Here is a 25,048-nt window from a genome sequence, read left to right as displayed (position 1 = left end):
TGTTAAGTTTTGAATATTATTATTTTTGAAAGTTTTTTGCATTTGATTTTTTATGAAAAAAATGAATCCTGTCAAACTTAAGAATTCATTAGAATTGTTGAAAAATTAATTCTCCATCTGTTTCTATTTTATGGAAACCGGCAATTGAAACAGTTTTGTTAATCGTCACTATGAAATTTTTCAACAACTCTATTGATCAGTAAATCCAAAAAATTCTCACTTTAAAGAGTAAAAGTGACTCCAAAATAAAATCCGTAGTACGTATCGATTACTTCTTTTTGTAAGGCGGGTCTTGTGGTAACTAAATCCACTGTTTTGGTAACCGTGTTTAATACGGTAGAACCTACTAAATCAGGAAATAACAGATTTATGTTATAGTTGTATCCTGTGACGGAGGATCTCATTTCTGTATATTGGAAACCGAATGTAAATTTAAGCCAACTTGTTCTTAAAAAGGAAAGTCCGGTGTCGATTTGATAACCCCCTCTTTTGACTAAATTTTCACCTGCTGAACCAGAAGTTTCTGTGATTAAAAAATTTGGGGCTCCGTTGTAAATTGTGGCCCCATTCGTTTTTAGATGATATTTTCCTAATGTTCTAAAATAGTCTGCGTTTGCATGAAATTGAAAGTAGTGATTTAGTTTTTTGACGATTCTAAATCCGATTTGAGGACCTAGACCTCCCGCTTTTTCTTCCATGGTTCCAAAGCCGAGTCCTCCAGGTAAGTTACCGTATTCTTTGGAATAAATGTCTAAATTACGAATTCCTAATGAAGGCCCGATTTTAGTTCCGGACCCAGTTTCAAAAAAGTAAAGAAAATTCAATTGAATATCCGTTCTTCTAAGTTCGGGACTGTATAAACTATAGGTTTGGTTTAAATTATTTGAAATAGGATTGGTATTGATAGAAGAATAAGAAGGATAAATTCTTAAATCTAGAAATGTTGCTTCTATACCGAATTTTTTGGATTCGGTTAAGAATAAAAATCGAATTGGGTACGCGGTTTTTGTATTTCCTTGCGGATTAGAATAAAAACTTCCCGTGTTATTGATGATATGTGCATCTAAACTTCCATTTCTCGCAATTGTATCTATGTTTTGATAAACTCCGTTTGTGTAAAGAAACGTATTTGTCTCGTTAACGGAAACGTTTTGTCTTCTTGCTAAGGATTCTGGAATCCAACTCGTTTGATTGAATAAAAACGTAATTTCAAAGACGGTTCCTTTGGGTGTTTTAGAAAGTTCTTGTTCGTGAAGTTTATCTCTAAGTTCCGAAGCCTCTTTTCGTTTTTTCTGAACTTCTAAAATCATCCTTTTTCTCGTAATTGGATCCTGTGCCTTGCCGGCTTTGATCTCAAGTTCGTTGGCTTCCTTTTCCAAAACGTTTGGGTCTGACTCAGTTAGGTTTTTTTGTCCGATTAAGTTCGTTTGGAACAAGACTAAAAAAATAACAAAAAGGAATAGGATTGAACTTTGAATTCTTTTTTTCATAGGCTGAATATGGGATAGATATAAGACGAAAGAATTCCAACTTTTTTTCCGAAGTTTCAAACAAGAAAAATGTTACAAAATTCTATTTATTGTAAATAACGATGGAATGATTTTATTCCGATCTTATTAAATAGAAGTAAATAAAAGAGAGATTATGGATTTAACCAAATTGGCGGTTTGTGTTTTTTGTGGTTCGCGTTCCGGGAACAATCCGGTTTATGTGGAAGCGGCTCGGAATTTGGGTCGATTGCTCGTTGAAAAAAATTTAGATTTGGTTTTTGGAGGGGCTTCGTGCGGTATCATGGGAACGATTGCTGATGCTGTAATGGACAAAGGAGGAGGTGTATCTGGAATCATTCCGGATTTTCTTTCTATCAAAGAAGTTAAACACGATCGTGTTAAGGATTTGATGATCGTTTCTTCCATGCATGAAAGAAAATTTAGGATGTATGAAAGGTCCTCAGGTTTTATCGCCTTGCCTGGTGGAATTGGAACTTTGGACGAGCTCGTAGAAATCACTACTTGGAATCAACTCAAACTTATTTCAAAACCTTTGGGTTTACTCAATGTAAACGGTTATTTTGAATATTTGCTTAAACAATTAGGTAGAATGGTGGACGATGGTTTTTTAGATTCGGAAACTAAAGAAGGTCTAATCGTTTCGGAAGATCCGGAAGAATTACTCGACTTATTGAGTAGACGTTTTGTTTAAAGTTTATTTCTAATATTCAAATTTTATGTTATATATTTTTAATTTGCTTAAAGCATTAAAAAAGATAAGTCTAACGTGAGCTCTATGTAAGAAAATCTGGGCGAATCCCGCCAATCGTCTGTAAAAGAAAAATTAAATGGAACAAGCGGGACCGGGCTCTCAGCTTCAGTCAAGTTATTGCGTATTGTAGTTCTACATTCAATTTCTTTAATTTCAATAACTTGACTCCGCATCGATCCCTTTCGCTTTACCGAATTTAGGTTAAGTCGTTGTATTTTAAACAAAACGTGGTAGTTCCCACAAATTCTGTCTCTTTATATAAAATTTGAACGCAGAGTCTATAAAATATCTTTAATTGAATGAAGATTACTCAACAGAGATTTCATGCAAAAATTTGATTGGACGAACTTTATTTGGGCTTTATAGAGATTTCCTAAAGCTAATCTAGTTTATATGAGTTCCCACATTTTTAAAAGTTATTATTTTTGTTAAACAACGTGAATTCGGTATAACAAATGCGAAAGCGATTATGCTTGCGATCCGTAGAGAAACAGCATTGAGTTTGGAAATTCCGGTTAGAACTCATAAATGCCTTCCTATGGGGCGGCATTTAGGAATTGAAACATTATGTTGCGACAGTAAGGAGCAACATTGAGTTCAAGAAACTCAATGAAACGCTTTTTACGAAAGCGTTTGAAACTCAGTAAAACGGCTCTCTACGGATCGGCATTCAGGGAGTCGTTGCATTGAGTTTTTTATTCGCCCAGATTTCCTTACGCCGAACCCACGTTAAACAATATGAGTTTGGCGTAGGAAATCATGATTCATTTTTCTAAAAAAATTGAAATCTGAACCTTGTAGATCGATTCTTAAAATGTGGGAACTCATACAAAAAATAAATGTTTAAAAGTTTATAATGTGACTTAATTTGTAGGAATTACTACAAATCGCAATTTTATGAACAAGTTCTAAAATTATAGGAGCCGTACTTTTAGAAAATTCTTTCTTTGAATCCACGTTATATAGAAATTTTTTAATCGTTTTCTGGTTCAGGTTCTAATATCCGAACGAGTTCTATTTTCTCTGCTGCTTTTGCAATGTCTAAAGGTGATTTTCCATTTAGGTTTTTTAAGAATGGAGAGGCGTTCCATTGGATCAATAGTTCAGTGGTAGAAATCTGGTCATGAATGACTGCGACGTGAAGCGGTGTATTTCCTTCTTGATCGATTGGGTTAGGTGAGATTCCAATTTGAAGAATATTTTTGCAAAGTTCGTCTTCTCCATGTTTGGCGGCAAAAAATAATTTTTCAGTAAGAACTTTTTTAAGAATTTTGGTGACGTGATGATATTTTTGTCTTTCCGCTTCTTCCAACCCGGTTTTTCCCGATGCGTTTAATTGTAAAATATTCGCTCCAACTTGAATCAGCTTTTCTAAACATTCTACGCTGTCATGGGAGGATGCAAGAAGTAAGGCGGTATTTCCATCTGCATCCTTATCTTCTAATATGATTTTTGTTTCTTCTTTTTCTAAAAATAAATCTAATATTTCAAAATCATTATGTAATGCTGTTAAATGAAGAATAGTTCTTCCTTCTGAATTTTTCTTTAAAAAATCTGCACCTTGGTCTAAAAGATATTCTACAATGTCTAGATGTCCTAGATCTACTGCTAAAAGAATTGGAGTATATCCTTCTCCATTTCTTTCTTCTAAATCTGGAGTTGAATATTCGTTTTCCAATACCATTTCTACGATCGAAACGTTTCCGGTGCTCACAGCTTTGGTAAGAGGAGTGTTTCCAGCAAAATCCTTTTTTTCTGTGTCTGCACCTGCTTCTAAAAAAATTCGAATCAAATCTTCGTTGTTTTGATCCAAAGCGTTTAAAAGTGGGGTTTCTCCTCTTGCATTGGTTTCATCGGGTTCTGCTCCGGCTTCGAGTAAAAGTTCAATGGCTTCTTGATCTGAATTTTTTACAGCCCAAGATAAAACCCCAGAACCATAACTATCTCTATAATCCTTTAGCCAATCGATAAGAATTGCTTCCCCTTTCAAGGCGTTTAGAAGTTTTTGAATTTCGTTCGTTTTTCCGGTTTTAACTGCGGAAAATAGATCGATCAGTGATTCAGAAAAATCAGTCAGAAAAAATTCTCCAGAATAAAATAAAATAAAAACAAGGTTGGAATCGAACATAAGATTCCTATCCCTGGAAAGGCAGCAGAAAGACTAGGTCTAAAACCCATTTGAATGGAAATGATAGACGCGGTAATCATTGGAGCCATTCCCGCCTCTAAGATTGCTACCTTTAGATGGTTTGGGTTTATGTTTAGAAAAATATAAATTAAAAATATCATAATAGGAGAAATTAGCAATTTATAAATAAGTCCGATAGATAGAGGTTGTATAAAATTCTCCGATTTTTTTGGTTTAGAACCTAATTCCATTTGAAATCCTACTGCGAACAATGCGATTGGTGCTAAAGTTTCTCCCAATATTTTCAGTACAAAATAAATTGATTCTGAAAGGGGAAAAAATCTGAGAAAAAACGAAAAAAGTAAAGCAAGAAAAGGAGGAAAAGTAAAGAGCTTTTTTAAAACAGAAGCAATCGGATTTCCGTTTATATTCGGGTCTTTTTGAAAACGTAACGCGACAATAAATCCTGGAATAGCGAGACAGAGAAAGGTCCCCAATTGATCTACGATTAACACTGAGTTGGTGACTTCTTCTCCATATAACATTCTTAAAATGGGCAATCCTAAAAAAGAGGTATTTCCCAAACCACAACAAAGTATAGTTGCGATTTTTGTTTCCAAATCCCAATGAAAGAATTTTCCGATGGTATAAAAGAATACAACTGAAACTCCGAAGATCAGCCAAGGTATAAATGCCAAAAAAAACAAAGAGTTTTCCAGTTTTATATTACTAATTAAAATCAGAGATGGTAAAGAAACATAAACTACGAAGTTTCCGAGTACAATTCCTGAATTTTCGGGAAATATTTTTACTCGTTTGAGTATCCAACCACCTACAAGACAAATCGGGATAAGCATTAGATGAGGCACTCAGTACAGAGTTCATATTGTTTGAGATAGGGCAAGAGATTTAAGATTAGCCCGCTGCCGGAATTGAACCGGCGACCTTTTCATTACGAGGGAAATGCTCTACCCCTGAGCTAAGCGGGCATTAGACTCAATCGAAAAAGGAAACTTTAACTTTCAAAAAAACGGAACTTTATGTCCGTTTTACGAAGATGTAACGTTAGGCGCATCTTTAATGCGTTACCTAAGTGCAAATTGTAAACTCAAAGTTTTTCTTTCTTCGATTTCTTAAATTCTTTTACCATCATTGCAGTAATACTGTCAAGATGTTTCACTTGATCTTTGAGTTCCGGTTTTTCGTGACGTGTGGAAAAAGAATAACAGGAATTTTTGACTCCTCTATCTTTCATCCACCAGTGCCTTCCGATTTCTCTTCTTTCTCGAGCGGGAAGGTTTCCTTCGTACATTTTGTATTCGTCTAGTTGGGCCGGAAAATTTCTTTCTTTAAGATAAAAGGCGTATGCGGAATGAAAATTCATAGCCGCGTTTTGAATCAGCTCGTTGATATGAAGACAACCTAACGTTTTGTCCGCTGGAAAACGATTCATCAATTTTACGTAGGACATTTCTTCTCCTACTAAATAATCGTATGTTTTGATTGCGGCTGGACAAGTTTCATAAGGAACCCTTTTTTCTTCTACACCAGAGTTTACGATCTTCAATGTGGTGAGGTCTACTTCCAAATATAAAGTCATATCATGATAAGGATCGTATTGATTTACTTCTATAATACAAAACGGCGGAGATTCTTCCGGAAACCAATAATATCTACTTTCATAGTTTCTTTGAAAGTCGGTGTTTCGAAAACGAATCCTTTCTTTAAGTTCCTGTAACTTGCTCATTCAAACCTCTTATTTTAAAGAAACGTTTTCAATAAAACATTTTCCGTTTCTTTCAGGATCATCTTTTCACTAGACTCAATTCTCTAAAGAATTTTTCCGTTTATTTTCATTTGCTTTTTTAAGACTTTCAAATATCTTCGGTCCGGTCTTATGATTCATTCTTTCTTTTTAGAAAAATCTTTTTTGGTTACGGGAGCTAGTTCCGGTATTGGTAGGGCTCTTGTTTTAGAACTCAATCGAAATGGTGCTGTAGTAGGGGCAATTGCTCGAAGAAAAGAATTGTTAAAAGAGTTAAAAAGTGAAGCTAAGTTTCCAGATAAAATCATTTCTTTTCCCGGAGACGTTTCTGATCTTTCTCAGCTCAAAAAGATTACAGAGGAATTCAGAAAAAAAGTTAGGCGTATCGATGGAATGATTCATAGCGCTGGAATTAGCATGCGTGGTCTTGCCAAAGAGACGGATATTAAAGTTTATGAAAATCTAATGAACATAAATTTTTATCCTTTGGTTCATTTATTCAAACTTTTAGAATCGGAACTGAGGCAGAATCAAGGTCATTTTATTGCTGTATCTTCTTTGCAAGGAAGATTTGCAACTCAGTATCGTTCTGGTTATGCTGCGAGCAAACACGCAGTTCAGGCGTTTATGGATAGTATTCGACTGGAAACCTGCGAGAGTGGGATGCACGTTATGACGGTTTCTCCGGGTTATGTAAAAACGGATATTTCTTTGAGAGCTTTATCTGGAGACGGTTCCGCTTACGGAATTATGGATGAAGGAATTAAGAACGGACTTGCGACAGAAAAAGTGGCGACCATCATTTTGAAGGCCATTGAATCCAGAAAGAGAGACGTATACCCGTCTCAGTTCAGAGAGATGTTGGCTTATTGGATCAGTCGATTTTCTCCTTCTTTATTAGATCGACTTTTGAGAAATGCAAGAGTTACTTAGTATTTCCTTCACAATCTGGTAATCAAGAGTTTCGTATTGTGTAAATTCTACTTAAAATTTTTAGATACTCCAACGCCGGCTCTTAGTTAACTTGAATTGGCATAATGAATTTCATTTTTCTGAAAAAAGTTGAGATTTGAACTTTACAGATCAATTCTTAAAATGTGGGAACTACCACATGAACATTACTGATCTCTAGAAAATTGAGTACCGTTAATTTTATCGTAAAACGCTGATTCTATGTAAAATATTAGGTACCTTATTATATAGTTATGAGTAGTATGGAAATCTATTCTAAACTTAAACACGGATCAATGCGACGTAATTTGTGGGAACTACTGCAAACTTAAATTTGTAGTAAAATTTTCAAAATAGTAGGAACTCATACTTTTAAAAAATTCATTTTCTTATGTCGAACTCACATTATTTAAGTAATAAAAAACATTATAAAGTTTGAATTTATCTGATAGGAAAAATCATTTCTAAGTCTGTGGCAGTTTCTACAGATTCAGTTTCTTTGTGAATGTATGGTTTTTAAATACTTTTTTAATTTTTGCATCAGTTTCTTGAATCAAAAAGTTTTACTAAATTCTATAAAGAGTTTGTCCCAAAACCGTCCAATGTAGAAACTACTATGAAAATTTAACGAGATTAGAACTGTTCGAAAGTTCACAAATTGCCAAATGTGACGTAATTTGTAGGAACTACTGCATTTTATTAAAAATTTCTAAAGAATGATCGCATAAAATTCTTTGAGGTTTTGGGACAAGCTCAGAATTAAATACTATAATTTTTTATTGCAAAGCATTGTTTGAATGCAAAATATTTAATACTCTATTGTATAGTTTTCTGAGTAGTTTATAGAAATTGAATATTCTTTATTTTCCAGGAAGATCCCAAACAAGTCTAAAGCCGGCTCTGCGATCCGTTTTTAAATTTGGAATTCCACCAAAGGATCTAAAGTAAGTAGTGGCTTCTTCTTTTGTAGAGGAAAACGAGCCGCCTCTAATTACTTTATGCATTTTTCCGAATGTGTTTCTTTTGAGAGAATGTCCTGGATAGGGAAGATAATCCGAGCTTGTCCACTCTGCTATATTTCCGCACATTCCGATGACTCCGTAAGGACTTGCAGATTTTTTTGCAAGTTCGTAAACTGAAATTGTATCGTTTTGTTTGCTTTCTATAGTATTGCATAATGTAGAATCAAAATCGTTTCCGAACGGATATTCCAAAGGACTTGGAAAAAAAGAATAGGATTCGTCTCGATTAATTTTCCAAGTCATTCCGGTTCCGCGAGCCGCTTTTTCCCATTCCATTTCTGTAGGAAGTCTTTTACCGGACCAACGTGCGTAAGTTTCCGCTTCTCTGTAAGTGATCCCGCTGACTGGATGATGTTCTTTTCCCGCAGGAAAGTTTCCACTTTTCCAATGAGGTGGGGGAGAAGTGTTTGTTTCCTTTAAGAATTTTGAATATTCTTGATTTGTAACTTCGTACTTATCTATATAAAAAGAAGAGACGTCTTGAAGATTACCACGCTCTGGTTTAAAATAAAATGGATTATAACTGTCTTCAGAAGGATCGTTTCCTTGTCCGTGAATAAAAAATCCCATCGATTCGTAAAACGGTTCTCCGTTTTGTTCGTAACCTCCTGAGACAAGAACCATCTCCTTACCGTCTTTGGGATGTCTAAGTTGTTTTGAAGGTCTTGTTCTTCTTCTATCTTCGGTGAAAAAAGCACCCGGTTCGATATAGGCGATTTCTTGTTTATAGTCTTGGATAAAAGTTCCTGCTGTGAGTAAACTTTCAGGGACACCTGGAATTGCAGAAAATGAACCATAAAGTTCAACTTCGGAAGCTTTTTTTCCACCTGAATTGTTTTGATAGACCACTGAGATCTGGCGGATAGAAAAGTAGCCGATTTCTTTTTCGGGATTTTTTTGTAAGACGGAATACTGAGATTTTTTTTCCAGGATGGCTTTGATTTCCTCTTCTTCCTTACCGTAAAATATAGAACCTCTTCGGATTCGAATTTTTACCTTACCTTTACCGCTATAAACCGCTTCTACTTCTCCTTTCCAAAGTGGGATCATTCTCGTATTAAGAGAGGAATCTTGTGTTTGTGCGAATAGAAAAGTAATCGATCCAAATAAAAGGAAAAAATAGAATCGTTTGAGTTTAAAATCGAAAGTCATAATGTTTAATAATCCGTTTTGTAAAGAACGGTTTTTCTATTATTCATTTCGGCATAAATTTCAGGATTAAAAAATAAATTTCCCGAAGATTACAAATCTAATTCTTAAAGTAACTTGGATATTGTTTTACTTTTTCTTTTTTTTGAAAGAAGTAGCCCCACCACCCTGTTTTTGATTTTTATCTCCCTTGGAGAATTTAGAACGAGAACCGTCCTTGGAGTTATTGCCGAAATGAGAATTCGAATTTGATTTGGATCTAGACCCAGAACCGGATCTACCGAAATTCCGGTCTCTGTATCTTCCACCACCAGATTTCTTTTTAGTAGAATGTTTTTCTTCGTATTTAAAATCAGATTCAAATTGAACGGAATCGTCAAAGGTAACGCTGTCTTTTAAAATTGTCATTTTAAATAAGGCGGCGGCGATGTCGAGAGCCGTGTAATCGTCTCCCATCAGTTTTTCTACTTGGTTTACGTATTTGCCAATATGACCGGCGTCTACGATGGATCTTACTTTAGAAGTGTAAGAATGAATTTTTGTTTCTTCTAAATCGTCTAACGTTGGAATCTTACCGGCTTCGATTTTGATTCCGTTGATACGTTCTATTTTTTTCAAGTTGTAGATTTGTTTTCCTACGATAAAAGAAAATGCGATTCCTTTTTTACCGGCTCTTCCGGTTCTACCAATTCTATGAACGTAGTCCTCTCCGTCTCTTGGAAGATCATAGTTAAAAACGGCTTCGACGTTATTGACATCGATCCCCCTTCCGGCCACGTCAGTTGCAACTAAAATCTCGATGCTTCCTTTTCTAAAACCGCTCATCACTTTATCTCTTTGTTTTTGATTCAAGTCTCCGTGGAGTGCTTCTGCAAAGTAACCTCTGGATTTCAAAAGTTCTACAACCGTATCTACTTGCGCTTTTGTATTACAAAATACTAATGCTAGTTTTACATTTCTGTATTCGATCAATCTCGCAAGGGCTTCTCCTTTTGCGTTTTCTTGAATTTCGTAGTAGATCTGTTCAATTTTAGGAGCACTCAATTTCTGATGAGTAACATCTATAATTTGGGGATGATTTTGAAATTTTTTCATCAAAGTAAGTACATCGTCCGTCATCGTAGCGGAAAACATAATTGTCTGACGATCTGCAGGTGTATCCTTTAAGATGAATTCCATATCTTCCCGAAAACCCATGTCTAACATTTCATCTGCTTCGTCTAAAACTACGATTTTGATTTCGTCGAGGTGGATAGAACCTCTTCTCATGTGGTCCATCATTCTACCTGGAGTCGCAATTACGATCTGAGGGTTTTTGCGAAGGGCTCTAAGTTGTCTTTCAATCTCTTGGCCGCCGTAAATTGGAACAACTTCAAAGTTGCCTTTGTATTTTATTAGCTTGCGAAATTGTTCGCTAACTTGTATCACCAATTCTCGAGTCGGACAAAGAATTAAGGCTTGTAAATGTTTACTTTCTACTTCGAGGAGTTCAATTGTAGGAATTGCAAACGCTGCGGTTTTACCAGTGCCGGTTTGAGCGTGTCCGATAATATCTTTTCCTTTTAATATAACCGGAATTGCTTCTGACTGGATCGGTGAAGCTTCTTCAAAACCCATTTCTAAAATTGCGTTTTGGATCTCGGCGGATAAGTTTAGTTCACTAAACTTGAGTTTTTTCATAGATGTTCCTTTCAAAACAATAAATCACCCGCTTCCGGGAACCTCTAGTGTTTTGAATTTTCAAGATAACTTATCTGGAAGATCAAAAAGTGGATCGAAGAGAGGAAGATTGGAACCAGGAGAAATTTTGCGTCTTTATGAATAAGACGTTTATTTTTACTACGATTTAAGGGTCGGTTATTTATACAAGGATAAAAGAACAAAACGACTTTCTTGTAAAATTTTCAGAAATGTTTGAATGTTTCAATTTAAGAACTCGTTTGGAGAAATCTGAACTTTAGCTCGTCGATTTTAAAACGAATTTGATTTATAAATGAAAAAGAGCCTCTATAAAACCAAGGATAACAATTTTAAAATTAAATTTCTATATCAAATGCCGTCTTAGGTTATCGTTAAATTAAAAATTCATTTTATAGAGGTTCTTATGAGAACTTTTATAAAATCTAAAAATAAGGATTTTAGGATTCAGGTTTTACACAAAGTCGTTGTTTGGCGACTTTTATACGATAGGAATTCATTTTATAGAAGTTTTTTTATTTAAAACTAATATAAGACGGAACTTATGGGCCGAAAAAAAATCTCTTAGTATATTCAAAATACTTAAAGTAATTTCGGTTTAAAATTGAGCCGTCATCATTAGATAGCCAAACTGTGCTTGAGGAAGAAATTGTGTTTTTCTAAATTCCGGAGAAATCGAATCGTCATTGAGTTTACGTCGAACCGCGTCTCCCGCAAAAATCCAACTTCCGCCTAATGCCCAAAGTATACCCTTATATTTGAAAGAGTATATTAAATTAATTTCTCTAAATAAGTTTTTTCCGAGAGTTACAACCGATCTTTGATCCAAGGCTCCTTTTTCCGTTTGAACGTAAGGGTCTTTAAAACGTTCGTTTGTAATAGATTCTGTACTGGCTCCTTCTTTGAGTGCTCCCGTAACGTCATACCAACCGTCTTGTCTTTTGTGTTTGTCAACGATCCAATAGGCGATTCTCAATTTACCGAATTCTTTTCCATCCCAAGTAAGATTAGCGGATTTACCGATCATATTCACCCAGCTTACTTGATCCGCTTCTCCAAAAAATCCGTGATTGGAGTGGAATAAATTCGAGAAGGTAGTAACTTTTCCGTCTTTTCGATTTGGATCTCCGCTACCAAGATCATATTCGCCGCCCAATCGAAAAGAACCAATTGTATAACCTATGTCGAGTGCAAACGCATAAGCGTCGTAAGCTTGTCTTTCTTTATAAACGTTATTGGTTATTGTTTTGCCGGTAAGAGGATCTACCGTAGAAATGTTTGTGTTAAAAGTATCCCAACTAGGTGTAATGTTGATTCCATTTCTTCCGGTTTGTCTTGCGTATTCAATTGAAAAGTCGAAAGGGATTTTCGCTTTTTTATCCTGGGTGGTTCGATTGGAAATTCTGAGACCGAAAGTATGTAATTGATCGTATCTGGAATCTCTAGGAATCGTTTCCGGGTTGGGAAGGAGTAAGATCGTAGAGTTATTCTGAGGAAACCATTTTTTATACAGCCCTATATAATAGGCGTCTATATGAATTAAGTCGGAAGGTTTTAACGTATTATAAAAACCTGTAAAAGTAGAATCTCCTTGTTGTTGTTTGGAAAGTTCTGCGGAAAAAGTACACGTAGAAAACGAAGTGGAGTTTGGAGGACAGTTATATTGAATTGGAAAAGAATTTTTTTTTCCTAAATTCGTGGAATTGCCTGCGACGTCTGAATCTTGTTCACCTACGATCATTGCCCAAGCGTGAGAAGAAAAAATTTCTTTATCGATCTTAAATCTAAGTCCGTTAAAACTTCTTCCGACGTTGTTCCATTCCAAAGCGCCAACGAGTCTTTCGTCTCCGTATTTTAGGATTTGTCTACCGGCCTGTAAGGTAATCGGACCGACTAATTCTTTGGATTCTATCCAGGCTTCTCGAATTCCTACGAATTGTCTCGTATTATCATTTGCCGTATCGAGTCCGTTAGGTGAACCTTTTTCCCCTCCCCAAATGGTGGAATCTTGTAAGTTAATTTTTACTTTTGTGTTTTCAGTAAATTCTTTTTCGATCCAGATTTGAGCCTTAGCGCCTACGAAAGAAATATTATCATTTTTGAATTTATCGAAATCGTAATTATATTTTGCTTCGGGACGAATCCGGATCATAGCACCTAACTTAACAGTTTCATACCAGGGGGCTTCTTTTTTAGTTTCTTGAATTTCGATTGGATTTGAGGGTTGTTGTGGTATCACTTCTTGAGTTTGAACTTCGATCGATTGTTTTTGAACTATGCGGGTTGTGTTATGGCGTCGGACTTTATGAGTTTTGAATCGTTTTGTTTTTTTAGCGTTAATTTCCGTAAAAGAAAAAACCACTAAGATAAGTAAAAGTTTAATGATTCCCAATTTGCAAATTTTCAATTTGATCCTCTTTCGATTTTACTTTTTCAAAATTTATAAGAGATTTATTTTTTTACTGATTTCTATAAAACATTAACACCATAAATTTTTATCACAAAGTTCTGTTCAGTGCAAATGGTCTGGTACTATTTTGTATAGCTCTGAACAGGAGCATTTCTTAATTGACGGGTTCAGTGTGGAAAAGTTGTGAAACACTATTCTTATATTATTAATTTCTAAATAATAGGTAACTTAAATTTTAAGACGAATCCTGGTATCAGCTTAAAATTTTAATTACTCTATTATTCAGTTCTAAGTAAAATGATATGAGAGTTTCCATAAAACTTTGAAATTATAGTTTTTTAACACTTCATTATAATTTCTGTTTTTTTTAATTTCCTTATACTGAACTCATGTTGGTTTACAATTTCGAAACTATTTAGACATCTATAATTAGAAGATAATATATTATAAAAAATAAACATATTTAAAAAAATTATTAACAAAATGAATTACTTTGGAAATAAATTTTTTCTCGGGTCAAAAGGGCGACTGAAAGCTAATTCTAAGATCAAGCAAGTTTTTATATTACTTGAATGTATGAAAATTAACGGTCGATTTTACCAAAAATGTAGAAATTCTTAAAAATTGCGTTTAACTCGGAATTGTTGGCTTTTTTGAAGTTTTAAATCCTGAAACCAACTCACCAAGTATCACTTTCGTGTATTCGAGTGGTTAATTTTAAAGGAATCATCATCCAATTCTGTATGGAATTGTTATTTTGCAGCATCACAAAAATGAAAAGCCTATTTTATGCAGGTTCTAATCAGTAAATCACTTGGGAGTTTTAAATAATGTGAATTCAGCATAAAGAATCTATAATTCATTTTTCTGAAAAGTTGGATCTGAACTTTCAGATCTATTCCTAAAATGCGGGAACTACCACGAATCACAATTTTAAGAACAAATTCTAAAAGCTCGCTACTTTTAGAAAATTCCTTCTCATTTCTATAAGCCAAACTTGTGTTATTTAAAAAGTGGTTCCTACAAATTAATTACGTCGCTTTATACGGTTTGTGGCTTTTTAAAAATTTTTAGTAATTTAATTTTTGTGTGAGTTTCCACATTTTGAAATAGATTTTGATATTCATTATGTCGTATCAATTGAATTTAAAATTTTAAAGTCAGAACTTGATATAAATTGAATATTAGAAAACTTCTTTTTAAAAAAGGCCCAACATTTTAACCTTTATTACTCATCTCTATAAAATTGAGTACCTAAATATTAGAGTTGTTGGAAAATTAATTCTCCATCTTGTTTCTGTTTTATGAAATGGTTGATTGAAGTAATTCTATTAATCATCGCTATGAATTTTCAACAATTCTATTCATCACAAAGTGTCTTTTTAGGTAAATTCGATGTAACCTAATGTGAAAGCGATTGGGGAGTAGAGAAACGCTCTTTCAAACTTAGCGTCTTACTCCCTGAATGCAGACCCTTAGAGAGGTATTCACTGAGTTTTCCGGATCGAGCTCTATAATAAATTGTAACTAAAAAAATATCGTATTACGTTTCTTTTATGCAATTTATTGACTAAGGTTGAATGCGCGGTCTGGCAACACCGGATTCGCCATATTTTTTAGACAGAATTCATATCGTTGAAGTGTAAACGATTAGATTGATACTTTATTATATAGTTACTATTAATAGAAGTTATGAGTTTGTCCCAAAATCTCAAAAAATTTTACATGATCATTCTTTAAAAAATTTTAATAAAATGTAGTAGTTTCTACAAATTAAGTCTCATTTGAAAATTCGTGAACTTTTGAGTATTTATAGTATTGTTAAATTTTCATAGTAGTTCCCACATTGGACAGTTTTTGAACAAGCTATGTGAAAAAAACTTCAAAATAAATCTTTATAAAGATCAAAAATAATAGATTATTGAAAATTTAATATATCATATTAAAAAAACAGAATTATCTTTTCACTTTAATGAAAAAGAAACAAAAGAAAATTAATCTTAAGATTTTCATAAAATCACAGTTTGAAAAATTTATTTTTTACAGAAATATAAATGAAAGGATTTTTTCAAATTTCATTGAAAAAATCAAAATTAACAAGTTCAGAAAATTAGTTAATTTTTTCATGAGGAACTGTTAGATGAATGCTGACGCTGTATAAAAATTCTCTTAAATTTAAGTTTAAATTGTTTTTATTTTTTCTTTTGGACTTTAATGGAACTCATCGCATGAACTAATTTTTGAATTCGTTTTAATCTAGTCTCAGGTAACTTTGCATCTAAAATTGCTTCAATGTATTCTCTTTTATGAGACCAGGATAAGGATTCAAAAGACTTTATCGCATTCTTATCTTTGGAAAGAAATTTCTTTACATCTTCAGGAAGTTTTACGGTTTTTGTTTTGTAATTAATATATTTAGAAAGTTCAGGACGTTTTTGTTTTTCCGCTTTTGAGCCTCCTTTTTTGACAGCATCAGTTTTTTTAAAACGAAGTGCAGACCAGGTCTCGTCTAACGAAATCAAGGCGACTCCTTCGTATCCATTTTTCGAAAGTAATTCCCAGCCGTGGTCTCTATCTAAATCCGTTTTTGTTCCTGAAGATTTTTTGGTATATGCAATCCATAAAATACTTTCTTCACGAATCGATTTAAGTATTTTTAAAAGATAAGATTGGAGAGAGGAAGCCGAATCCGCAAAAAAAAGAATTCCTTCCGCTTCTGAGATTTTATCTGTAAAAATAACCCCTCCGATGGGAGAGGATGTATGTACTTTTTCTTGATCAAATACTATCAGCTTATTTCCTTCTTTGAGTCGCATCTTTTTAATTAAGTTCGGATTCCAATCTATCATAAGGCGTAAGAAAAAGTGGGTTTTTAAAAAATGCAAATGAAAAAAATCAGAAATTTTACAAATAAAATTTCGATCAGAACATTCAAAAAATTTGTTATTTCTAATTCTTAGACAATAGGTTTTAAAAAAATTAATTTGACTTCATTTTTTAAGCTTTTACCCATCCCTATAAAATTGAGTACCGTTAACTTTTATCACAAAACACTGTTTCAATGCAAAATATTAGGAGCTTTATTATATAGTTATGAGTAAGATGCTTTTGTGGAAAACTATATTCAAAATCGATTAAGTATCAATTATTTAACATGGGAATGAGAAGATAATGATTGCCATTCATTGCTTGACAAAACGATACATTTGAAAAAGCCCAATTGTTTGCCTATTTATACCCCGATAATCACGAACTTAGAGAGAAGGCTTTCTCTGCAAATTTATCTTTAAAACTTCGGATCGAAAAACCAAAACCAAAAAAGTATTTAATGGTTGATCATCATTTGTTACCTCGGCCGGTAGTATCAAAGAGAATAAAAGATTTGATAGAGTTACTTTTACCAAATAGAGTACATTGGGTTCCTGCGGAAATTGATACGGATAAAAAATTATATCATTATTTTATTATGATCCCTCCAGAAATCAATTGTTTAGATCCTGAAAAATCCAAACTGCATCTGCAATCGGAAGGGTAAATTTTTGAAGTAGAAGAAATGGTATTGGATCCAGAAAAGTTAAAAACGTATTCCTATCAAGATCGTGGGATTTTCCGGTTTACTGCTGGAATAACATACTATTTGATCGAGGGACAAATTGCTTCTGCAATTCAATTATTAGATCCATCAGGAATTCGATTTATATTACTTGCAGATTGGAATTTTAAAACTGCTTTCATTAAAAACTTACTATAAAATTTTAGAACCAACTTCCACACAAATAACTAAATGATCAATTGATTCATGAAAATCACCTTGTAAGCGATACTATATCTTTGAAACTGACCTAATGATTTCACCGTTACGTTGGCTACTCCCTGCAAAAGCAAAGCCATTATTATCAAAAGAATTAATAGATCGATCTTATCCGCGTTTTAGATGGAGGATTTTAGAAGCAACCTTTATCGGTTATGCGACGTTTTATCTCGTAAGGAATAATTTTCCAGTTATTTCCAAAGAAATGGGAGAAGCCCTTCATTATAGTCAAGAACAAATCACAAACATTTTAGCAGTGACTGCGATCACATACGGGATAGGAAAATTTTTAATGGGAATCTTATCCGATCGTAGTAATCCAAAATACTTCATGCCATTGGGTTTGATTTTAACCGCGATTTGTAATTTGTTTTTCGGAGCATCAAATCAGTACGAAATTCATTTTTATCTTTGGGCATTAAACGGATTGATGCAAGGGATGGGATGGCCTCCTTGTGGACGTTCTCTTGGTCATTGGTTCGGAGTTTCCGAAAGAGGATCTAAATTTGCAATTTGGAACATAGCGCATAACGTGGGAGGAGGTTTGGTAGGAATTATCGCAGCTTACAGCGCATCTTGGTGGGGTTGGAGGAATGCGTTTTATATTCCCGCTTTGATTGCGATTGTGACCGCGATTTATCTTTTATTTCGATTGGTGGATACACCTCAGTCGGTTGGTCTTCCTCCAATCGAAGAATATCAAAAAGATCCGGAAAAGGAGGTAAGACTTTCTATACAAGAACAAGAAAAGGAACTTTCTTTTCGAGAAATCATTTTAGGTTCTGTATTAAAAAATCATTATGTTTGGACTTTTGCATTTGCTAATTTTTTCGTTTATGTGGTTCGATATGGTTTGACGGATATAGGTCCTACTTATTTAAAACTTTCTAAAGGAGCTTCTTTAGAAAAAGGTGGGATCAGCACGTTGATCTACGAATTTGCCGGAATTGCTTCTACCCTTCTTGTAGGATGGGGTTCCGATAAGCTGGGGGGTAAAAGAGGAATGGTAAGTCTTTTATGTATGCTTCCTATTTTGTTTGCTTTAATTTCATTATTATTTACTCCTTTAGGATTTCTATGGTTGGATCTTGTATTGTTCGGAATCATCGGTTTTTTTATCTATCCACCTGTTATGTTGTTAGGTGTTGCTGGGCTTGATTTTACTTCTAAAAAAGCGGTTGGAGCTGCAGCCGGTTTTATAGGTTTATTCGGTTATTTGGGAAGGACGATTCTTTCAAAATCGGTAGGATGGTTGAGTAAACAAACTGGATTTCATTGGGAACAACCTATGTATTTAATGATCGGTGCGACTTTAATTTCAATTGCGTTGCTCGCCATTACTTGGAATTGGAAACCTAAGGCATAGAATGAAGTTTTTATTTTACACTTGCTTTTCCTCTAAAGGTTAAAATAGTTTTCTGTTATGGTACATCCTTGGCATGATATTTCTCCCGGCGATCAAAATCCTGAAATTGTAAATGGCGTCATAGAGATCAAACGCGGCAGCCGCGCAAAATATGAAGTAGATAAAGAGTATGGAATTTTAAAACTAGATCGAGTTTTATATTCTTCTTTTTATTATCCTGCAAATTATGGATTTATCCCTCAATCTTATTGTGGAGATCAAGATCCTCTTGATATTTTAGTTCTTTCTCAGGTAGAATTGGAACCTCTTTGTTTGGTAAAAGCAAAGGTTATAGGTGTGATGAGGATGTTAGATTCCGGAGAAGAAGACGATAAGATCATTGCGGTTGCGGCTAACGATATGTCAGTCAATCATATTAATGATATTTCGGAACTTCCTCCACATTTTACTTTGGAATTGAAACACTTTTTTGAAGACTATAAAAAATTGGAAAACAAAACGGTAGTTATCGAAGAATTTCAAAATGCAATTTTAGCGCGAAAAATAGTTTTAGATTCTTTAGAATTATATAAAAAAACGTTTCCGAAAAAATAAAAGTATTTTGTAAGACTCGCAACAGATGACTAAACATATTAAAAAATCGATGTATTTTAGGGATAGAAATCAAATATATTCTAATTTACTTAAATATATTTAGGAAGAAAGTCTTTTGAGCCTTCAATTCTAAAATCCTATTCAACTTGTGTGGTTGGTTATGGTAGAAAGCGTTTTGCTGAGTTACTTCGAACGACCTTTCGGAAATGAGACACTGAGTTCAGGAAAACTTGAATTTGGTATAACGCGAAAGGGGTCGATGTTAGAGGAATTCAGCAGAACGCTCTTTCAAATTAAAGCCGTCTTTACTTCTATGGATACTCTACATCGCGTTTTATAATAAATTGAAACTAAAGATGATTATTGTATGATGTTTCCTGTATAGAATTTCTTGACCAGGTGCGTCTAGATTTTTTTTCTGAATTCACATGATTAAAACGTAAACTATTCAATAACGTGACTTCGGTCATAATTCACTTTTTCTGAAAAAAGTTGAAATCTGAATTTTACAGATCGATTGCTAAAACGTGGGAACTAACCTAACCGCAAATCACAATTTCACGAACAAATTCTAAAATTGTAGGGACTCATACTTTTAGAAAATTCTTTCTTATGTCGAACTCACGTTAAATAGGTACTTTATTCTGTAGTCATGAGTAAAAGGAATCGATAAAAATCTTTTGTAGATATGGATTTTTTCAACAGTTCTAATAAAACTATAATTTATCTTAAAAATACTTTATTTTTGCTTATGCCGATTCCTATTATTCTAAGATATTTTTGAGATGGTTCTATATAAAAAAGTTCATCTAAGTAATTAATTTGGATAAAAATTAGAATATTATAAAATTATAAATAATGAGTTAAATTTGACCAGGAAAATCCCCTGGTTTTGTTCTCCAGCGTCTATGGACCCAAAAGTATTGTTCTGGAAAAAGTTTCACTTCTTCTTCTAAGGCTTTTGTCCAAACTTCTGTATAGTGACGAATTGCGGTTTCTCTATCAGTAAACGCTTTTTTATCCACAAAACCTAAGTCTTTAACTCTAACGATCACTTTACCTTTCTCTCCGCAAAGAACCGAATACAAAAGCATCTTTGCACCCGTAAGATAAGCCATTAAAGCGGGGCCTTGATAGGTAGATGCAGGGCGATTGAAAAAGTTTACGAAAATTCCGACTTTGCCCGCATTTTGATCTGAACCAAAACCAATCCAATAACCTTGTTTTAACATTTTAGTCACTTGACTGGATTCTTCTGTGGAAACGAGTTTGATTCCGTTTTTTGTTCTAAGTTTATAAATTAGTTTATCCACGAGAGGATTTCTGACTTTTTTATAAATCCCTCCGCCTTTCATACGGACTCCCATAAACTGAACTAAAATTTCCCAAGTTCCAAAATGACCGGAAATTAAAACGACTCCTACACCTTCTTCGTTTGTTTTCTTTTCGATCTCCAAAGATTTCGGATCGTAAACTAAATAACGATCCATCCATTTTTGATTTAAACGAGGAGCAAATAAAGTGCCTGCGACTAAATTCCCGATATGAAGAACACTTTTCCAAACAAGTTCTTTCTTTTGTGATTCTGTATATTCCGGAAAAGCGTGGGAGATATTTTCGTATGCAATCCTTCTATGTTTTCTTGCAAACGGATAAAGGAGAATCACAAGAAATTTTCCGTATAAAAGACACAAACGATACGGTAAAATTCGAAACGGAAGATAAAATAAATAAACAAAGATAAAAGCAGGTATATAACGAATCACGAGGACCCCGAAATTTTCTTTTCTTACAAATGGATTGGTTTCTATCCGGATTGACAAGCAAAAGAACAAGCAAATTTTTTTGAACTCAATGTATGAGTTCCTACATTTTTTAGTGAATCAAGATACATATAACTAACTTTGCAAGTTTATTACTGATATAAAAATTAATTACTGTGAGTTTTAATCTTGAGCCTGTTTCGATACAGAATATTGAGAATTCTGTTATATAGATCTGGGTAGGCAGATTTTTTGGAATGTGGGAACTACTGCATTATTTTTGAATTTACTGCTAATCTGTCAAATTGTGGGAACTCTTGCGCTCTTAAAAAATTCTATGTCAACACGAAGTTTTACAAAGGAAAAAAATCTGCCTTTAAAAATGTAGCTCCGAGGGTTGACCGCAAAGGGTAGTTTCTAAATTCTGGAATTTGGATTTTTATTTTTTTGCGAACTTATCTTTGGTCTAAAGAAAAATCTTGTACTCGAAAGAACCCATGGACAATCTGAAAACCTCTGTACATGAAATTTATCTTTCTCTTTCTGGAGAAGGAATTTCAACCGGCATTCCTACTATATTTGTTCGAATGGCGGGATGTTCTCTTCGTTGTGGAATGACTGTCGGAAGAAAGTTATGGTGTGATACTCCATACGCGTTGTCTCCAAAAGCTGGAGAAGAAATGAGCGTAAATCAAGTCTTGGATAAAATCCAAGAGCTAAGTGCTGTAAATATTCAGATTCTACTAACGGGAGGAGAACCTCTGGAAGGAAGAAATAGAGAATTTAGCATCACTTTAGGAAACGAAATTTTTAGAATTAGAAATTCTTCCGGTTTCTATCCAAGACCCAGGGTAGAAACCAACGGAGCCGAGTCGATCGAAGGAATGGATCAATTCGTTTTTACGTTGGATTATAAACTTCCTGGTTCCGGAATGGAAGACCGAATGAATTTGAAAAACTTGGAAATTTATAAGGAAAGAAAAAATCCTTTGGACGAGATTAAATTTGTGATTCGAGATAAAAATGATTTCGAAAGATGTTTAGAAATAATCGAAAAACACGCGTTAGTTGGAAATCTCTTGGCGTCCCCAGTTCAAGGAGAATTATCTCCTGAAATTCTTGCCGAATGGATAAAATATTCTCTTGGTTCAGGACTTAGACTTTCAATACAAACTCATAAATATATCTGGGGCGATCAAAGGGGAGTTTAGTTGGAAGAAGTTTTACAGCTCAGCCTAGACTTTGAACCCAAATCAAGTTCTGGTTATCGAGGGGATTTTTGTTACTTAACGAATTCTCCCGAATCCGGAATCGGAAAGATCGTTTCTTCTGCTGAAGGTAAATTTACGATTGAATTCTCCGTTTCTCAAACAAAAAAGACAGTTTCTGAAAATTCTACTTACTTGAGAATTCTTCCGGGTTACCCATCTTCGCTTCGAAATGTGGAAGAGTATTCTAGTTTAATGAACTTAGCGCTCACGGCCTACGAATTAAAACTCACTCACGCATTTGATAAACTTTCGGCTCTTTCTAATTCGAGGACGAGACTTCTTCCACATCAGATCGAATCCACATATATCGTAGTTAATAGTTTACGTCCTCGTTTTATTCTCGCAGACGAAGTTGGTTTAGGAAAGACGATCGAAGCCGCTTTAGTTATGAAGGAACTTATCTTCCGAAGGGGATATAAAAAAGTTTTGATCGTCGCACCTTCTCCTTTGTTGGTTCAGTGGCAACAGGAATTGAAAAATAAATTCAACGAAGATTTTAAAATCGTTAAACGAAAAAATTTCCACACAGACGGAGAAAAGAATTGGAGAAATTTTCAACACGTAATCACTTCTATCGACTTTATTAAAAATCCAAAATATGCCGAAGAAATTCTAAAAACAAAATGGGACATCGTAATTTTCGACGAAGCCCACAGGTTGAGAAGAGACTATCACAAAATCACTCGCGCCTATCTATTTGCTGAAAAAATTTCTAAAAAATGCGAATGCCTCTTGCTTTTAACAGCGACGCCGTTTCGTGGAAAATTAGAAGAACTTTATTATCTAATGCATCTCATTGATCCGAATATTTTAGGTCCTTATCATACGTTCGTAAATGATTATATTCTAGGAAACAAAGCAGATCTCAAAGATAAAATTTCCAAGGTCTTGTTACGAAGGAGAAAGATCGAAGTAGGTGGATTTACAAAACGGTTTGCCAAAACCGTTCGAATAGAGTTGTCTTCGGTCGAAAGGGAATTTTACGAAGAAACGACCAATTATGTCAGAAGAGAATACAATCTGGCGATGAGAACTCAAAACCGTGCAATCGGATTTGTGATGATCGTATTCCAAAAACTTTTGGATTCTTCTGTGTTTGCGTTATTATCAGCGCTTACAAAAAGAAAATTTCTTTTGGAAAATAAGTTTCATCATATTCAAAAAATGGAATCTAATTTAGAAGAATGGGATTTGGACGAGACCGAAGATGTAGAAGAATTTGTTTCCGGTTTGGATGAATCGGTTCAACTAGATCTTCAAAGTTTAAAAAGAGAGCTTCTTTCCCTCAATCGATTGATACTTTTAGGAAAAAAGATCAAAGAAGATAAAAAATCCATTAAATTGAAAGAAACGATTCTTAAACTTCAAAAAGAGGGACATTCAAAATTTATTATATTTACTCAGTTTAGAACCACCCAAGATTTTTTAGCCTCGGTTCTTTCTGATTTTCAAGTTACTTTGTTTCACGGTTCTTTGAGTGCTGACGCAAAGGAAAAAGCGATTGTAGAATTTAAAACAAAAACGGAAATTTTAATCTGTACTGAAGCTGGAGGAGAAGGAAGAAATCTTCAATTTGCAAACGTTCTTTTTAATTACGATCTTCCTTGGAGCCCGCTGAAGATAGAACAAAGAATAGGACGGATCCATCGATTTGGCCAGAAAGACAATGTATTTATATTTAACTTTGCGAGCAAGGACACCGTCGCAGAAAGAATTTTAGAAGTGTTGACAAACAAAATCCGTTTGTTTGAAGAATCAATTGGATCTTCTGATGAACTTTTAGGCGCGATCGAAGACGAGTTGGATTTTAATTCTTCCTTTATGAAATTTGTTACCGGTAATAAGTCTAAAACGGAAATGGAAGAAGAGATCGATAACCGGATCAAAATTGCCAAAAAAGGTTTTGAAAAGTTAGGCGCTCTTGTCACTCCTAAATTGATCGATTTTAATCTTCAGGATTATTACAGTCATACACTCGAGGAGCGTTCGTTTAATAATACTCATTTGGAAGAATTTGTTTCTCGTTTTACTAAAATTTTTCCGGAAGAAGCTGGTTTTCAACTACTCCGAAAAAAACCACAAATTTACGAAATTGATTCTCCACAATATAAGGGAAAATATGGAACGTTTGATTCCGAGCTGGCACTTCAAAATGATAGTTTGGAATTTTTGGCATTTGGTCATCCTCTTATAGATAAAACGGTTTCTTATTTGATTCAAAATCAAAAAGGGTGGAGCACTGCTTTTCATTCTGTTTCTAATAAAGAATATTATGTTTTTCTGGTAGAATTTCAATTTACTCTCAATCGAACCGAGTTGTTCTACTTTGAAACAAATCCTAATACCGGTTCCGTAAAACAAATTGAAACACTTCCGGAAGAACTTAGAGAATACAATTCTTCGGTAAGACCTTCAGAGATTTCTTCGCATCCTGAATTACCTTCTCGATTGGAAGAAAATTTAATCCGAACTTTTATCTCTTTGGATGAAATTGTGGAATCCAGAAAAAAAGAACTTGGGGATCAGACCTTGGATCTTTTTCAAAAAGAAGAATTTAAAATTAGAACTAGCAATCAAAATACTCTAAGACAGCTCGAAGAAAAATTGATGCGTCAAGAGGCGGCATTTAAATGGGAAGGGAAGCCAGAAAAAAAATCGGCAATGAATCGGACCCGAAATGAAATTCAAAAAGTGAAAGAAGATTTTGATCGAGAGCTTCGTAAGGTGAGAAACGGCAAAACGATTCAACATCGATTTCAACTTTTTCAAGTATATCTTCCTTCTTGAACCGGAAAAGTTTTCCTGCTCGACATCCGATTTTAATCGAGGTTTCTGGACCTTAATCATTGGACCGGAGT

At 34.3% G+C, this 25,048-nt stretch carries 17 protein-coding genes and 1 tRNA gene; 8 read left to right on the top strand and 10 right to left on the bottom strand.

Annotated elements, in window-relative coordinates; translation table 11 throughout:
- Window positions 1-221 precede the first annotated feature (221 nt).
- Window positions 222-1,490, bottom strand: coding sequence for an LA_2444/LA_4059 family outer membrane protein (locus BW942_RS07050; RefSeq protein WP_000746197.1), 1,269 nt, complete (start codon window positions 1,488-1,490; stop codon window positions 222-224).
- Between the two features lie 154 nt (window positions 1,491-1,644).
- On the opposite strand from BW942_RS07050, the gene BW942_RS07045 reads away from it, so the two are divergent.
- On the top strand, window positions 1,645-2,202 hold the full coding sequence (locus BW942_RS07045) for an LOG family protein (protein ID WP_000366324.1): 558 nt from the start codon (window positions 1,645-1,647) through the stop codon (window positions 2,200-2,202).
- A gap of 1,033 nt (window positions 2,203-3,235) precedes the next feature.
- Here the strand turns inward: BW942_RS07045 and BW942_RS07035 are convergent.
- The 4 genes from BW942_RS07035 to BW942_RS07020 form a co-directional block, all read right to left on the bottom strand.
- Entirely contained in the window at window positions 3,236-4,390 is a 1,155-nt protein-coding gene (locus BW942_RS07035) for an ankyrin repeat domain-containing protein (RefSeq protein ID WP_000460443.1), read from the bottom strand.
- Window positions 4,336-5,259, bottom strand: coding sequence for an AEC family transporter (locus BW942_RS07030; RefSeq protein ID WP_011172390.1), 924 nt, complete (start codon window positions 5,257-5,259; stop codon window positions 4,336-4,338). The genes BW942_RS07035 and BW942_RS07030 overlap by 55 nt, the downstream gene beginning before the upstream one ends.
- Before the next feature lie 48 nt (window positions 5,260-5,307).
- Window positions 5,308-5,379 (bottom strand) — tRNA-Thr (locus BW942_RS07025).
- Window positions 5,380-5,498: 119 nt separating this feature from the next.
- Window positions 5,499-6,137: a DUF2889 domain-containing protein gene (locus tag BW942_RS07020; protein ID WP_000040881.1), complete on the bottom strand. Its 639-nt coding sequence runs from the start codon at window positions 6,135-6,137 to the stop codon at window positions 5,499-5,501.
- 150 nt (window positions 6,138-6,287) lie between these two features.
- Between BW942_RS07020 and BW942_RS07015 the strand changes: the two genes are divergently transcribed.
- Complete coding sequence (locus BW942_RS07015) at window positions 6,288-7,088, top strand: SDR family oxidoreductase (RefSeq protein WP_000581855.1); 801 nt, start codon at window positions 6,288-6,290, stop codon at window positions 7,086-7,088.
- Between the two features lie 878 nt (window positions 7,089-7,966).
- On the opposite strand, the gene BW942_RS07010 is transcribed toward BW942_RS07015, so the two are convergent.
- From BW942_RS07010 to BW942_RS06995, 4 genes are all read right to left on the bottom strand, one after another.
- Window positions 7,967-9,280, bottom strand: coding sequence for a formylglycine-generating enzyme family protein (locus tag BW942_RS07010; protein ID WP_000141824.1), 1,314 nt, complete (start codon window positions 9,278-9,280; stop codon window positions 7,967-7,969).
- Window positions 9,281-9,406: 126 nt separating this feature from the next.
- On the bottom strand, window positions 9,407-10,957 hold the full coding sequence (locus BW942_RS07005) for a DEAD/DEAH box helicase (protein ID WP_000734111.1): 1,551 nt from the start codon (window positions 10,955-10,957) through the stop codon (window positions 9,407-9,409).
- 616 nt (window positions 10,958-11,573) lie between these two features.
- Window positions 11,574-13,382: an alginate export family protein gene (locus BW942_RS07000; protein WP_000686593.1), complete on the bottom strand. Its 1,809-nt coding sequence runs from the start codon at window positions 13,380-13,382 to the stop codon at window positions 11,574-11,576.
- A gap of 2,195 nt (window positions 13,383-15,577) precedes the next feature.
- Entirely contained in the window at window positions 15,578-16,234 is a 657-nt protein-coding gene (locus tag BW942_RS06995) for a YdeI/OmpD-associated family protein (protein WP_000568128.1), read from the bottom strand.
- A gap of 371 nt (window positions 16,235-16,605) precedes the next feature.
- Here BW942_RS06995 and BW942_RS06990 point away from each other — a divergent pair, with 371 nt between their 5' ends.
- The 4 genes from BW942_RS06990 to BW942_RS06975 all read left to right on the top strand — a co-directional run bounded on the left by BW942_RS06990 (window position 16,606) and on the right by BW942_RS06975 (window position 19,156).
- Window positions 16,606-16,920, top strand: a complete 315-nt coding sequence (locus BW942_RS06990) for an imm11 family protein (protein WP_000458492.1) — start codon at window positions 16,606-16,608, stop codon at window positions 16,918-16,920.
- Window positions 16,921-16,938: 18 nt separating this feature from the next.
- Window positions 16,939-17,136, top strand: a complete 198-nt coding sequence (locus BW942_RS06985) for a hypothetical protein (RefSeq protein ID WP_000242158.1) — start codon at window positions 16,939-16,941, stop codon at window positions 17,134-17,136.
- A gap of 94 nt (window positions 17,137-17,230) precedes the next feature.
- Window positions 17,231-18,562, top strand: coding sequence for an MFS transporter (locus BW942_RS06980; RefSeq protein ID WP_000625277.1), 1,332 nt, complete (start codon window positions 17,231-17,233; stop codon window positions 18,560-18,562).
- Window positions 18,563-18,619: 57 nt separating this feature from the next.
- Window positions 18,620-19,156: an inorganic diphosphatase gene (locus BW942_RS06975; protein ID WP_000233562.1), complete on the top strand. Its 537-nt coding sequence runs from the start codon at window positions 18,620-18,622 to the stop codon at window positions 19,154-19,156.
- Window positions 19,157-20,019: 863 nt separating this feature from the next.
- Here BW942_RS06975 and BW942_RS06965 read toward each other — a convergent pair.
- A complete protein-coding gene (locus BW942_RS06965) occupies window positions 20,020-20,979 on the bottom strand; it encodes a lysophospholipid acyltransferase family protein (protein WP_000027687.1) in 960 nt (319 codons plus the stop codon).
- A 437-nt stretch (window positions 20,980-21,416) separates the two neighbouring features.
- On the opposite strand from BW942_RS06965, the gene BW942_RS06960 reads away from it, so the two are divergent.
- Both BW942_RS06960 and BW942_RS06955 read left to right on the top strand, forming a co-directional pair.
- Window positions 21,417-22,130 carry a 7-carboxy-7-deazaguanine synthase QueE gene (locus BW942_RS06960; protein ID WP_000369357.1) on the top strand — a complete coding sequence of 238 codons (714 nt, stop codon included), beginning with the start codon at window positions 21,417-21,419 and terminating at the stop codon, window positions 22,128-22,130.
- Entirely contained in the window at window positions 22,131-24,977 is a 2,847-nt protein-coding gene (locus tag BW942_RS06955; protein WP_000393265.1) for a DEAD/DEAH box helicase, read from the top strand.
- Window positions 24,978-25,048 lie beyond the last annotated feature (71 nt).

It is taken from the genome of Leptospira interrogans (assembly GCF_900156205.1).
In the GTDB taxonomy this organism is placed as follows: domain Bacteria; phylum Spirochaetota; class Leptospiria; order Leptospirales; family Leptospiraceae; genus Leptospira; species Leptospira interrogans.
The sequence above is the reverse complement of the archived record's forward strand: the minus strand, read 5'-3'. Positions and strand labels throughout refer to the sequence as shown.